Genomic DNA, 12,558 nt, shown 5'->3' with positions numbered 1-12,558 from the left:
GCGGGGGCGGCCCGGCACCGTCGTGTTGTCGCGGGTGACCCGGGGCTCAGATGCCCTGCCAGTCCGGCTTGGACGCGAACGTGGCGCGGAAATAGTCGGCGAGCTTCAGCCGGGACGCCGCCGCCTCGTCCACCACGACCGTCGCGTGCGGGTGGAGCTGGAGCGCCGAGGCCGGTACGAGCGCGGCGACCGGGCCCTCGACGGCCTGCGCGACCGCCTCCGCCTTGCCCTCGCCGGTGGCGAGCAGCACCAGATGGCGGGCCTCCAGGATGGTGCCGATGCCCTGCGTGATGACGTGGTGCGGCACCTCCTCCGGGCTGTCGAAGAAGCGCGCGTTGTCCTCGCGGGTCTGCCTGGTCAGCGTCTTGATGCGGGTGCGCGAGGCGAGCGAGGAGCAGGGCTCGTTGAAGCCGATGTGCCCGTCCGTACCGATGCCGAGCAGCTGGAGGTCCACCCCGCCGGCCTCGGTCAGCGCACGGTCGTACGCCTCGCACGCCGCCTGGACGTCCTCGGCGGCGCCGTCCGGTCCCATGAAGGCGCTCTCGCTCAGCCCCAGCGGCTCGACGACCTCGCGCAGGACCACCGAACGGTACGACTCGGGGTGGCCCGCGGGCAGCCCCACGTACTCGTCCAGCTGGGCTATCCGCGCGCGCGACGCGTCCACCTCGCCGGAGCGCACCTTGGCCGTCAGCGCCTGGTAGATGGGCAGGGGGGTCGAGCCGGTGGCCACACCGACCAGAGCGTCGGGCTTGCGGCGCAGCAGTCCGGCGATGCTGTCCGCGATGAGCTCGCCACCTGCCGCGGCGTTCTGGACGATGACAACTTCCACGCTGGACCCTGCCAATCTGGAAATGAGACTTTTGTGGTATAGACCAATTCTAGCAGAGGGTGCCGGATCGTCCCCCAACGTGGAGGAAAGGGCCGGATACGGGCGGGGGACGGGCGGGGAACGGTCCGGTGGCGGCCCGGTGGCGGGGGCACGGCGGGCCATGGTCGACTGGGAGTGCCGAGGGGCACGACCGACTTTGGAGGGCACCGGGCATGTCTGCCGCGTCGTCGGGCGAGTCGTGCGAGCGGGCCGGCGCCCTCATGTACGCCGAGGTCGCGGAGCAGCCGACCGTACTGCGGCGGATCCTGAGGGACGGCGCGCCCGGCGTCCGCGAAGTGGCGGCGGCCATCGCCGCGCGCGAGCCGCGCTTCGTCCTGCTCACCGCCCGCGGTACGTCCGACCACGCCGCGCTCTACGCGAAGTATCTGCTGGAGATCCTGTGCGGACTGCCCTGCGGACTGGCGTCCATGTCCACCACGACGGCGTACGGCGCGAAGCCCGACCTCACCGATGTGCTGGTCATCGGGGTCAGCCAGTGGGGCGGCTCACCCGACCTGGTGGGCTCCACCTGGGCCGCGCGGGAGGCCGGCGCGACGACGCTCGCGGTGACCAACAACCCCGACTCGGCGCTGACCGCCGTGGCGGAGTTCCATCTCGACGTCCTGGCGGGCCCGGAGCGTGCGCTGCCCGCCACCAAGTCGTACACCGCCTCGCTGCTCACGCTCTATCTCTTCGCCGAAGCGCTCGGCGGCCGTGACGGCGCGGCGGCCGGCCGTCTGCCGGACCTCGCGGACCGGGTGCTGGCGCGCACGGACGAGGTGCGGACGCTCGCCTCGCGCTACCGCTTCGCCGAGCGGATGGTGATCATCTCCCGGGGCTACGGCTATCCGACGGCGAAGGAGGCGGCGCTCAAGCTCATGGAGACCTGCTACATCCCCGCGCTCTCCTACTCCGGCGCGGATCTGCTGCACGGCCCGCTCGCGATGGTCGACAACATCTCGCCGGTGATCGCGATCGTCCCCGAGGGCAAGGGCGGTGAGGCCCTTCAGCCGGTCCTCACCCGGCTGCGGGCGCGGGGGGCCGATCTGTTCGTCGTGGGGTCCCGGCCGGAGGTCGAGGCGGCGTCCTCAGGGTTCGTACTGCCGACGGACGGGGTTCCCGAGGAGCTTCAGCCGATCCTTCAGATCATGCCGCTCCAGCTGCTGGCCCATGAGGTCGCCATCGCCAGGGGCCAGGATCCGGACGCGCCGCGGACGATGGCGAAGACGCCGGAGACCGGCTGACCGCGCTCCTGGATGGGTTCCGTACCCGCGGGCCGCGGCGCCGCGACGGGACCCTCAACCCGTCCGGCACCGCAGCCCGGAGTTGCTACGGCCGACGGGTGTGCGGTCCCGCACGGCCGTTGGGAGAGGTCCCGTCGCAGTCAGGGCAGAGAGCGCCGGTCCCTCGGTCCACCCTCCTGTGCGGGGAGGGCGGAGGCTCATACACCATTGTGGACTAGACCATTCTGGCTGTCCATGCGTGTACCGAGCCTATTTCCCCAAAACCCTCCAGTACAGACCACGGTTCGCCCGGGTTCACGCCGCGAGTACGCTCGCTTGTGTGCCCTCCATGAACGACCTCGTACGCCAGCACACCGCCCTCAGCGAGTCCGACCTCGAATGGCTCCATCTGCTGGTCTCGGAGTGGCAGCTGCTCTCCGACCTCTCCTTCGCGGATCTCGTGCTCTGGGTCCCCACCCGCGACGGCACGCGCTATGTGTCCGTCGCCCAGATGCGTCCCAACACCGGACCCACCTCCTACCAGGACGACATGGTCGGCCATCTCGTCCCGCGGGGCCGCCGGCCGCTGCTGGACGCGGCGCTCGACGAGGGGCGGATCGTCCGGGAGGGCGACCCCGAGTGGCGTGAGGAGGTGCCGGTACGGGTCGAGTCCATCCCCGTACGGCGCGACGGCCGCGTCCTCGGGGTCATCGCGCGCAACACCAATCTGCTCACGGTCCGCACCCCCAGCCGGCTGGAGCTCACCTATCTCCAGTCCGCCTCCGATCTGGCCCAGATGATCGCCGCAGGATCCTTTCCCTTCCCCGGCCAGCAGGTCGACATGGACGCCTCCCCGCGCGTCGGAGACGGGCTGATCCGGCTGGACGCGGACGGAGTCGTCCAGTACGCGAGCCCCAACGCCCTCTCCGCGTATCACCGGTTGGGACTCGCGTCCGACCTGGTGGGACACCATCTCGGCCGCACCACCGACGAACTGGCCCCCGCGCGCGGCCCGGTGGACGAGGCCATGGTCAAACTGGCCAGCGGCTACGCGCCCCGTGAGACCGAGGTGGAGGGCAGCGGCGGGGTCATCCAGCTGCGCGCCATCCCCCTCAAGCCCAAGGGCACCCGGATCGGCTCGCTGGTGCTGCTCCGCGATGTGACGGAACTACGGCGCCGCGAGCGCGAGTTGATCACCAAGGACGCCACCATCCGGGAGATCCACCACCGGGTGAAGAACAACCTCCAGACGGTCGCCGCGCTGCTCAGACTCCAGTCCAGGCGGATGGAGTCCGCGCAGGGCAGGGAAGCCCTCGACGAGGCCGTACGGCGCGTCGGATCGATCGCGATCGTCCACGAGACGCTGTCTCAGAATCTGGACGAGCGCGTCGAGTTCGACGAGATCGCCGACCGGGTGCTGGCGATGGTCGCCGAGATCTCGCCCGGCAAGGTCGTCTGCCGCCGTACGGGGAAGTTCGGCGTGCTCGACGCCGAAGTGGCCACGCCCCTCTCGATGGTGCTCACCGAAATTCTCCAGAACGCGCTGGAGCACGCCTTCGCGCCGGGGGAGGAGGGCCGGGTCGATGTCTCGGCGGTGCGCAGCGGCGACTCGCCCGGGGCCAAGCGCGGCGAGGGGGCCCGCTCGGACGCGCGCCTCATGATCACCGTCCAGGACGACGGGCGCGGGCTGCCCGAGGGGTTCGATCCGCAGCGCGCCGGGAATCTGGGGCTCCAGATCGTACGGACCCTGGTGGAAGGGGAGTTGGGCGGCGGGTTCGACATGGTGCCGGCGCCGGTGCGCGGTACGCGCGTCATGCTGGACATCCCGGTGGAGCCCCAGAAGTAACCGTCGCGGGGGAGGCGGGGGCATATTTTCGTACCGCCCGGCACAGCAGCGAGCCCCGGACCGTGGTGACGGTCCGGGGCTCGGCTCGAAGCTCACTTTGCGATGCGCATCGGGGGGTACTGCGCGCTGCGTTTCGGGGGCGGGGCTATGCGTACACGCTGTACGCTCCGCCGGCCAGGGCTTGTGGCGGGGTGCTTCAGGCGGTCGCGTTACGCGCCCGGTTACGAGCGGCGCGGCGCTTCATAGCGCGGCGCTCGTCCTCGCTGAGGCCACCCCAGACACCCGAGTCCTGGCCGGACTCAAGTGCCCACTGCAGGCACTGCTCCATGACGGGGCAGCGACGGCAGACGGCCTTGGCTTCCTCGATCTGCAGCAGCGCAGGACCGGTGTTGCCGATGGGGAAGAACAGCTCGGGGTCTTCCTCGCGGCAAACGGCGTTGTGACGCCAGTCCATGGCTGCTACCTCTCTTGGTATTACATGCAGATTGCTTGTGAATGTGAACGCTTTCACGAATCCCCCGACAAGGGAAGGGCCGACCGCCAGCAGAAACTGGTGGGGTCCTTGGTTTGAGGAGGGGTTCTGGCTCTCAGGGAGGCCGATGTTGCGGGCCGTCCCGAGCGCCATGTAGAGATTCGCAAACCTCGGCGGCGGATACAACCCCTTCTGGAAAGTTTTTTTTGATTCCTCGGTGTCGACTAGGTCACAGCCGTACTTCCATGGGGTGGATGCCAGCCTAAACGTTCGAGTGAAAGGACTTTGGCCCCTTCCACTCACACAATCACACGCAGTGCACGGCGTACGCCTGTGAACGTCACGCTCGTGCGCAGTCCAAGGTGGTCGCCGTCCATCTGGAAGGGGAGGGGTGCCTTGGAATGCAAGGTGAAGTCGGTCAGGTCATGAAGTGACACCGCATGGCGTCCGCGGGGGCCCCGATCAGGGGTAGAAGTGAGCAATTGGGTCGCATATCTCGCCACCGCGGGAGTCGACATTCTGGTCAACCCGAGGACATCGAGAGCCAGATCGAAAGAGGCCGCGGGAGACGCGTACACCGGACGATTGCCCAGGTAGGTCCAGGGGGCGGTGTTGCAGATTATGGAGAGAACAAGATCTTTCACCGGATCCTCACCGGGGCGTTCCAGTGTGATCAGCCCGCCTCGCCGATGCGGCTCCTCCAGGAACTGCCGTACCACCTGGCGCACATAGAGGGCGTGCGTCGAACGTTTCCCGCGCTCCCGTTGTTGTTCGACCCGCCCGATCACCCCCGCGTCGAAGCCGAAGCCGGCGCAGAAGGTGAACCAGCGCGGGGGCACGGACTCGTCCTCGGTTCCCGGTGTCCCGGCCGCCAGTCCCAGACCGACCGTACGTTCGCTCCGCAGAGCGAGCGCGTCCAGGATCGCGCCGGTCGCCTCGACCGCGTCATTGGGCAGTCCGAGCGCACGGGCGAAGACATTGGTCGAACCGCCGGGGACCACCGCGAGACGCGGCAGCCGCTCGGGATCGGGGCCGTTGTGCAGCAGTCCGTTGACGACCTCGTTGACGGTGCCGTCACCCCCGAGGGCGACGACCAACTCGATATCGTCCGAGTCGGCGGCGCGTCTTCCCAGGTCGCGGGCGTGTCCGCGGTACTCGGTGGTCACCGCTTCGAGCTTCATCTCGCTGGCGAGCGCGTGGATCAGTACGTCTCGTGTGCGGGCACTGGTGGTGGTTGCTGCCGGATTGACCACAAGAAGTGCGCGCATGCCGAGCAGATTACCGGCCGGGCGCCGGGGGCCCGCCCCCGGGAGCCCGCGGCGGCGGGGCCTGTCGGGGGGTGAGGGGCGGCCGGGTGGTTACCCTGCAAGGGTGAGCAGCAGCAGCGAGCAGACCTCCCCCGTGTCCTCCCCGCGCCCCACGCGCCTGACCGCGGCGGCCGGCGCCTGTGGGCTCGAAGCCCTGGCGCTGCTCGTCGGCGGTGTGTATCTGCTGGTGATGGGGTTGCTCGGGAAACCCGACAGCCCGGAGCAGGCGGAGATGGGCGGGGTCACCCTGATCGCGCTCGGTGTCATCCCGCTGATCGCCGCGCGCGGGCTGCTGCTGCGGCGCGCCTGGAGCCGGGGGCCCGCGCTGATCACCCAGATCATGGCGCTGCCCGTCGCCTATACGCTGCTGACCTCCACCGGCGGCATGATCCCGGCCGGAATCGCGCTCGCGGTGGTCGCGGTGACGGGGCTGGTCCTGCTGGTCAACCCGACCACCACGGAAGCCCTCGGCATCCGGGGCCCGGCGGACTCCCAGCGGTAGCGCCGGCCCGTAGCTCGTAGCCGCTTCCCGCCGGCCCGCGGGCAGGCAGTCCGTGGCCGGTGGCGGGTAGCCCTTGGCCGTGGAGCGAGACCCGGCGCGGCGGGCCCCCGCGCCCGCCCCTGCCGTTCCGCTCCTCCGTGCTGCCGCTCTACTCCTCGACCAACAGCCGCTCGCGCAGCTGCGCGAGCGTGCGGGCCAGCAGTCGCGAGACATGCATCTGCGAGATGCCGACCTCCTGCGCGATCTGCGACTGCGTCATATTGCCGAAGAAACGGAGCAGAAGAATCCGCTTCTCCCGTGGCGGCAGATCCTCCAGCAGCGGCTTCAGCGACTCGCGGTACTCGACGCCCTCCAGCGCCTCGTCCTCCGCGCCCAGTGTGTCCGCGACCGCCGGGGACTCGTCGTCCGTGTCCGGGACGTCCAGCGACAGTGTGGAGTACGCGTTGGCGGACTCCAGACCCTCCAGGACCTCTTCCTCCGAGATGCCCAGCCGCTCCGCCAGTTCATGGACCGTGGGCGAACGGCCGTGCTGCTGGGAGAGTTCGGCGGTGGCCGTCGTCAGGGCGAGCCGCAGTTCCTGGAGGCGGCGCGGCACCCGGACCGCCCAGCCCTTGTCCCGGAAGTGCCGCTTGATCTCCCCGACGACCGTCGGCGTCGCATAGGTCGAGAACTCGACACCACGCTCCGGATCGAACCGGTCGACGGACTTGATCAGACCGATGGTGGCGACCTGGGTCAGATCGTCCAGCGGCTCGCCGCGATTGCGGAACCGTCTCGCCAGATGCTCGACCAGCGGCAGATGCATCCGCACCAGCTGATTGCGGAGGTCCGCCTTCTCGGGCGAGCCGTCAGGCAGCTTGCGCAGCTCGATGAACATCGCCCGCGCCCCGCTGCGGTCATGTGGATCGTGGTGCTTGTCGTTGTGCTGCTCGCTCATAGTGGCCGCCCGCTCTGCCTGCGCCTGCTCCGCCGCGGCCGTCTGGCCGTCAAGTCCGTCCTCCGGGTGGGGTCGGGCCTGCTGCTCCGGGATGCCCGCGGGGGCGGGCACCGGCTCCGACGGAGCTTCGTGCCCTTCCCGCGGCTCCCGTGGGATGCGCCCCTCGTCACGCACCGGACCGTCCCCGTTCCTCACGCCGGCCCGGGTCCCGCGCCGCGCTGTTTGTAGAGGCTGATCGTGACCGTACGGTCCTCCGCGACCGTCGAGTCGACCTTGCCGGCCAGCGCGGAGAGCACTGTCCAGGCGAAGGTGTCGCGCTCCGGCGCGCGCCCGTCGGTGGTGGGCGCCGACACGGTCACTTCGAGCGCGTCCTCGATGAGCCGGAAGACGCAGCTGAGTACGGAGCCCGGTACGGCCTGCTGGAGCAGGATCGCGCAGGCCTCGTCCACCGCGATGCGGAGGTCCTCGATCTCGTCGAGGGTGAAGTCCAAGCGCGCCGCGAGGCCGGCTGTGGCCGTACGCAGCACGGACAGGTAGGCACCCGCAGCGGGCAGCCGGACTTCCACGAAGTCCTCGGTCCCGGGCTCGCCTGCGATCTGGGACACCCTCACCTCCAAGGTGGCACAAGCTCTTCTGGGCTCAGGGACAAGGGGTGTCCAGGAGCCTTGCGGTACGTAGTCGGTACGTAGCCGGTCGGTACGTAGCCGCTCTGGAGTGGCGACGCTATCGCGATCCATGGTGCTGTGTCGCCGGGACCCCCACCCAGCGACTGTCACCCATGGTAACCATATGAACACGGAAAGTGGCTAGAGGTTCCTGACGTTCAATTACGAAGAACCGGCGGAGGGTTGACGTACCCAGTCGTCAGACGATCGAACCGTCCACGTAGCACCACCGCCAGCTCTCCCCGGGCTCGAAACTCCGCATCACGGCATGACCCGTGTCCTTGAAGTGTTGTGTCGCGTGTTGGTAGGGCGAGGAGTCACAGCAGCCGATCTCGCCGCAGACGAGACAGATCCGCAGCTGTACGGGGTGGCTGCCGGCCGTGACGCACTCGCGGCAGGTGTCGGTGCGTGGCGCGGGCTCGGGGCGCGGCAGTTCCGCAACGTGGGGGCACTCGCTCATGATGACCAGGTTACGACGGGTGCAGAGGACGTGGAATGGACGTATTGCCGCTGATCGCGCTGGTGGCGGGGAGCGCGGCCATCGCAGGCGCGGCGCGCAGGACACCGGTGGCCGCGCCGCTGCTGTTGGTCGCCGTGGGGCTGGGCGCCTCGTATGTTCCGGGCGTACCGGACTACACACTGAATCCGCATATCGTGCTGCCGCTGGTGCTGCCGCCGCTGTTGTACACGGCCGCGGTGGACAGTTCGTATCTCGATCTGCGGGCGAACATCAGGCCGGTCGCGCTGCTCTCGGTGGGGTATGTCCTCTTCGCGACGGTCGCGGTGGGCTGGCTGGTGTTCCTGCTGGTGCCCGATCTCCCGTTGACCGCCGCGCTGGTGCTGGGCGCGGTGATCGCGCCCCCCGACGCGGTCGCGGCCACGGCCATCGCGCGCAAACTGGGGCTGCCGAACCGGATCACCACCATCCTCCAGGGCGAGTCCCTGGTGAACGACGCGACCGCCATCACCGCGTTCAAGGTGGCGCTGGCCGCCGCGGTCGGCGCGGGCGCGAGCTGGGCCGGCGGGATCGGGGAGTTCGCTCTGGCGTCGCTCGGCGGCATCGGGGTGGGGCTGGTCCTCATGGTGCCCCTGCACTGGCTGCGTACCCATCTGACCGAGGCGCTGCTCCAAAACACCCTCTCGCTGCTCATCCCGTTCCTCGCCTACGCGCTGGCCGAACACGTGGGCGCGTCCGGGGTGCTGGCCGTCGTCGTGGTGGCGCTGTATCTCGGACACCGTTCCTGGCAGGTGGACTTCGAGACCCGGCTCCAGGAAGCGGCGGTGTGGAAGATGATCGCGTTCGTCCTGGAGTCGGCGGTGTTCGCGCTGATCGGGCTCCAACTGCCCCATGTGCTCAAGGGGCTGGGGGAGTACGGGGTCGGGGAATCGCTGCTGTACGCGGTGGGCGTCTTCGTGGTGGTGGTGGCGATCAGATTCGTCTGGGTCTATCCGGCGACCTTCCTGCCGCGCGCGCTGTCCCGGAGGATCAGGGAACGCGAACCGGACACCAATTGGACCGCGCCGCTGATCGTCGGCTGGGCCGGGATGCGCGGAGTGGTGTCGCTGGCGATCGCGTTCTCGATCCCGCTGACGCTGGACGACGGACAGCCGTTCCCCGGGCGAAATCTCGTCCTGTTCCTGACGTTCACGACCGTGATCGGCACCCTGGTCGTGCAGGGCCTCACGCTGCCTCCGCTGATCCGGCTGCTGAAGATCCCGGGGCGCGACCGGCAGGCCGAGACCCTTGCCGAGGCGCAGGCGCAGAGCGAGGCCTCGGGGGCGGCGGAACGGCGGCTGGACGCCCTGCTGGCCGACGAGCGCAACGCGCTGCCACCACCGCTGGCCGAACGGCTCCGGCACGTCCTGGAGCGCCGCCGCAACGCCGTCTGGGAGCGGCTCGGGTCGGTCAACGAGGTGACCGGGGAGTCGGCGGACGACACCTACCGGCGGCTGTCGCGGGAGATGATCGAGGCGGAGCGCGCGGTGTTCGTGGAGCTGCGCGACCGGCGGCGGATCGACGACGAGATGATGCGGACGCTGCTGCGCAGACTGGACCTGGAGGAGGCGGCGGCCTATCGCGAGGAGGACTGAGACGGCTCCGGCCGCTCCGGACACGCCCTAGGACGGCTCGGCACCGGATGGCTCCGGTTGGCCCGTGATGACGGCGGCGACGGTCGTGCCCGGCCGAAGGGCGCCCTCCTCGGCCAGTGCGGTCAGGCCGTACAGCATTTTGGCGACATAGAGACGTTCCACCCGCAGCCCGTGCCGCTCCCCGAACTCCTCGGCGAACGCGTCGAGCGCGGGGGTGGTACGGGCGAAGCCGCCGAAGTGGAAGCGTCCGTCGAGCCGCCAGTCGCCGACAGGGCCGCCGAACGCCGCCTGTTGGAGCTCCCGTATCCCCCGCTCCAGGAAGTCGCCCCTGAGCACCGGGAATCCCAGGGCCCGCTGACCGCTCCCGAGCCCGGCGGCGAGCCCCGCGAGCGTCCCGCCGGTGCCGCAGGCCACGGCGACGATGTCGGCCACGCCGCGCAGCTCCCGGCCCAGCTCGGCGCAGCCTTGGGCCGCGAGCGCGTTGCTGCCGCCTTCCGGTACGACGTACACGCCCTCGCGCTCCAGTCCCGCCCGGCCGAGGACGGCTGCCACCATCTCGGGCTCTGTCTTGCGCCGGTAGGCCGCGCGGTCCACGAAACACAGCCGCATCCCGTCGGCGGCGCACCGGGCGAGCGACGGATTGAGCGGCTGTCCCGCCAGCTCCTCGCCCCGTACGACACCGACGGTGGTGAAGCCGAGGAGCCGGCCCGCGGCGGCGGTCGCCCGCAGATGGTTGGAGTACGCGCCACCGAAGGTCAGCAGGGTCCGCCGGCCGCTCGCGGCCGCGGCCCGCAGATTGGGCGCGAGTTTCCGCCACTTGTTGCCGGGCAGTTCGGGGTGGATCAGATCGTCACGTTTGAGCAGCAGCCGTACGCCGTGGCGCGCGAAGCGCTCGTCGTCGGCGGGCACCAGCGGCGAGGGCAGCCGGGGCCGCAGATCGGCGAGGTCGGGCGCGTGGTGGCTGGGCACCCCTTCATTGTGGCGCCACCCCGGGTGCGCGGTGTTCCCGGGCGTGAGGTGTTCCTGGGCGTGAGGTGTTCCCGGGCGTGCGGTGTCCCGGGCGTGAGGTGTCCGGGCGTGAGGTGTCCCGGATATGACAAATGTGCGCGCGTAATTCCCCGTTCTGGGTGATCCAGTCCCACTCATATGTGTAATGGCGATTGCACGCCACGTGATGGAACCATTCTTCTCGCAGATCGGTACATGATCGAAGGGGAGAGTTCATGTCGGTTGGTAACGAGGTTCTGGCAGCGCAGCCGCCGTCCCAGCAGAGTCTGGGGACGGCCGCCGCCCGGAACCTGGCGACCACCACCAAGTCGGTACCGCAGATGCAGGAGATCACCTCGCGGTGGCTGCTGCGGATGCTGCCTTGGGTGCAGATTCAGGGCGGTACGTACCGGGTGAACCGCAGGCTCAGCTACGCGGTCGGCGACGGACGTGTGACGTTCGTGCAGACGGGGGACCGGGTGACGGTCGTCCCCGCCGAGCTCGGCGAGCTGCCGGCGCTGCGCGCGTACGGCGACGACGGTGTGCTGTCCGAGCTGGCACGCCGCTGCGAGCAGCGGGAGTTCGCGGCGGGCCAGGTCCTGGTGGCCTCCGGCGACGCGGCGGACGAGGTCTTCCTCCTAGCGCACGGCCGGGTCGAGAAGGTGGGCTCGGGTCCCTACGGGGGCGACGCGGTGCTCGAAGTGCTCGCCGACGGGGCGTACTTCGGCGATCAGGCCCTGGTGGACGGGGAGGCCACCTGGAACTACACCGCGAAGGCGGCCACGGCCTGCACCGTGCTGGTGCTGAGCCGGCGGGACGTGCTCAGCCTCGCGGAGCGCGAGGAGTCGCTGCGGGACCATCTGGCCGCGGTGGTGTCCGTACCGCATCAGCGCACCAACAAGTACGGCGAGGCCGAGATCGATCTCTCCGCCGGTCATGTCGGCGAGAGCGTCGTGCCCCATACGTTCGTCGACTACGAGGTGGCGCCGCGCGAGTACGAACTGAGCGTCGCGCAGACCGTGCTGAAGGTGCACAGCCGGGTCGCCGACCTCTACAACCAGCCCATGAACCAGACCGAGCAGCAGTTGCGGCTCACGGTCGAGGCGTTGCGTGAACGCCAGGAGCATGAGCTGATCAACAACCGTGAGTTCGGTCTGCTCAACAACTGCGACTACGGACAGCGGCTCCAGCCGCACGACGGCGGGCCGAGCCCGGACGACATGGACGAGCTGCTCTCGCGCCGCCGCGGCTCGAAGATGTTCCTCGCGCATCCGCGGGCCATCGCCGCGTTCGGACGTGAGTGCAACAAGCGGGGGCTCTATCCGGCCAGTGTGGAGGTGGCGGGCGAGCATGTGCCCGCCTGGCGCGGGGTGCCGATCTTCCCGTGCAACAAGATCCCGGTCTCGGACGCCCGGACGACGTCGATCATCTGTATGCGTACGGGCGAGTCCGAGCAGGGTGTGATCGGCCTCCAGCAGAGCGGGATCCCGGACGAGATCGAGCCGGGCCTGTCGGTCCGCTTCATGGGCATCGACGAGCAGGCGATCATCTCGTACCTGGTCACGGCGTACTACTCGGCGGCCATTCTGGTGCCGGACGCCGTCGGTGTGCTGGAGAACGTGGAAGTGGGCCGCTGGGGGTGAGGTGACCGGCCCGGGCG

The 12,558-nt window shown here is 69.7% G+C and carries 12 protein-coding genes; 5 read left to right on the top strand and 7 right to left on the bottom strand.

Annotation, left to right across the window (positions count from 1 at the left end; translation table 11 throughout):
- Nucleotides 1–46: 46 nt before the first annotated feature.
- The gene (gene nagB / locus M1203_RS35170; RefSeq protein WP_249953915.1) at nt 47–829 is read right to left on the bottom strand and encodes a glucosamine-6-phosphate deaminase; all 783 of its coding nucleotides are present in this window, start codon (nt 827–829) and stop codon (nt 47–49) included.
- Between the two features lie 212 nt (nt 830–1,041).
- Between nagB and M1203_RS35165 the strand changes: the two genes are divergently transcribed.
- Nucleotides 1,042–2,112: an SIS domain-containing protein gene (locus M1203_RS35165; RefSeq protein ID WP_249953914.1), complete on the top strand. Its 1,071-nt coding sequence runs from the start codon at nt 1,042–1,044 to the stop codon at nt 2,110–2,112.
- Between the two features lie 328 nt (nt 2,113–2,440).
- The gene (locus tag M1203_RS35160; RefSeq protein ID WP_249953967.1) at nt 2,441–3,937 is read left to right on the top strand and encodes a PAS domain-containing sensor histidine kinase; all 1,497 of its coding nucleotides are present in this window, start codon (nt 2,441–2,443) and stop codon (nt 3,935–3,937) included.
- Between the two features lie 196 nt (nt 3,938–4,133).
- On the opposite strand, the gene M1203_RS35155 is transcribed toward M1203_RS35160, so the two are convergent.
- Both M1203_RS35155 and M1203_RS35150 read right to left on the bottom strand, forming a co-directional pair.
- Nucleotides 4,134–4,391 (bottom strand): WhiB family transcriptional regulator, encoded by a 258-nt coding sequence (locus M1203_RS35155; RefSeq protein ID WP_004937597.1) that lies wholly within the window; start codon nt 4,389–4,391, stop codon nt 4,134–4,136.
- 317 nt (nt 4,392–4,708) lie between these two features.
- Entirely contained in the window at nt 4,709–5,677 is a 969-nt protein-coding gene (locus tag M1203_RS35150) for a diacylglycerol kinase family protein (protein ID WP_249953913.1), read from the bottom strand.
- 103 nt (nt 5,678–5,780) lie between these two features.
- Here M1203_RS35150 and M1203_RS35145 point away from each other — a divergent pair, with 103 nt between their 5' ends.
- Nucleotides 5,781–6,218, top strand: coding sequence for a hypothetical protein (locus tag M1203_RS35145; RefSeq protein ID WP_308404951.1), 438 nt, complete (start codon nt 5,781–5,783; stop codon nt 6,216–6,218).
- Between the two features lie 148 nt (nt 6,219–6,366).
- On the opposite strand, the gene M1203_RS35140 is transcribed toward M1203_RS35145, so the two are convergent.
- From M1203_RS35140 to M1203_RS35130, 3 genes are all read right to left on the bottom strand, one after another.
- On the bottom strand, nt 6,367–7,311 hold the full coding sequence (locus tag M1203_RS35140; RefSeq protein WP_249953965.1) for an RNA polymerase sigma factor SigF: 945 nt from the start codon (nt 7,309–7,311) through the stop codon (nt 6,367–6,369).
- A 35-nt stretch (nt 7,312–7,346) separates the two neighbouring features.
- Nucleotides 7,347–7,760, bottom strand: coding sequence for an anti-sigma regulatory factor (locus M1203_RS35135; protein WP_249953912.1), 414 nt, complete (start codon nt 7,758–7,760; stop codon nt 7,347–7,349).
- 259 nt (nt 7,761–8,019) lie between these two features.
- Nucleotides 8,020–8,280 carry a UBP-type zinc finger domain-containing protein gene (locus M1203_RS35130; protein WP_249953911.1) on the bottom strand — a complete coding sequence of 87 codons (261 nt, stop codon included), beginning with the start codon at nt 8,278–8,280 and terminating at the stop codon, nt 8,020–8,022.
- A 35-nt stretch (nt 8,281–8,315) separates the two neighbouring features.
- Between M1203_RS35130 and M1203_RS35125 the strand changes: the two genes are divergently transcribed.
- Nucleotides 8,316–9,911: a Na+/H+ antiporter gene (locus M1203_RS35125; protein WP_249953910.1), complete on the top strand. Its 1,596-nt coding sequence runs from the start codon at nt 8,316–8,318 to the stop codon at nt 9,909–9,911.
- A 27-nt stretch (nt 9,912–9,938) separates the two neighbouring features.
- Here M1203_RS35125 and M1203_RS35120 read toward each other — a convergent pair whose 3' ends face one another.
- Nucleotides 9,939–10,880 (bottom strand): 1-aminocyclopropane-1-carboxylate deaminase/D-cysteine desulfhydrase, encoded by a 942-nt coding sequence (locus tag M1203_RS35120; protein WP_249953909.1) that lies wholly within the window; start codon nt 10,878–10,880, stop codon nt 9,939–9,941.
- Between the two features lie 254 nt (nt 10,881–11,134).
- Here M1203_RS35120 and M1203_RS35115 point away from each other — a divergent pair, with 254 nt between their 5' ends.
- Complete coding sequence (locus M1203_RS35115) at nt 11,135–12,541, top strand: family 2B encapsulin nanocompartment shell protein (protein WP_249953908.1); 1,407 nt, start codon at nt 11,135–11,137, stop codon at nt 12,539–12,541.
- Nucleotides 12,542–12,558 lie beyond the last annotated feature (17 nt).

The sequence above is a fragment of the Streptomyces sp. 35G-GA-8 genome, assembly GCF_023534745.1.
In the GTDB taxonomy this organism is placed as follows: domain Bacteria; phylum Actinomycetota; class Actinomycetes; order Streptomycetales; family Streptomycetaceae; genus Streptomyces.
The sequence above is the reverse complement of the archived record's forward strand: the minus strand, read 5'-3'. Positions and strand labels throughout refer to the sequence as shown.

Bases quoted from the DNA above. Each gene is read 5' to 3' on its own strand.
- M1203_RS35165 (WP_249953914.1), top strand. From the start codon at position 1,042: ATGTCTGCCGCGTCGTCGGGCGAGTCGTGCGAGCGGGCCGGCGCCCTC.
- M1203_RS35160 (WP_249953967.1), top strand. From the start codon at position 2,441: ATGAACGACCTCGTACGCCAGCACACCGCCCTCAGCGAGTCCGACCTC.
- M1203_RS35155 (WP_004937597.1), bottom strand. From the start codon at position 4,391: ATGGACTGGCGTCACAACGCCGTTTGCCGCGAGGAAGACCCCGAGCTG.
- M1203_RS35150 (WP_249953913.1), bottom strand. From the start codon at position 5,677: ATGCGCGCACTTCTTGTGGTCAATCCGGCAGCAACCACCACCAGTGCC.
- M1203_RS35130 (WP_249953911.1), bottom strand. From the start codon at position 8,280: ATGAGCGAGTGCCCCCACGTTGCGGAACTGCCGCGCCCCGAGCCCGCG.
- M1203_RS35125 (WP_249953910.1), top strand. From the start codon at position 8,316: ATGGACGTATTGCCGCTGATCGCGCTGGTGGCGGGGAGCGCGGCCATC.
- M1203_RS35115 (WP_249953908.1), top strand. From the start codon at position 11,135: ATGTCGGTTGGTAACGAGGTTCTGGCAGCGCAGCCGCCGTCCCAGCAG.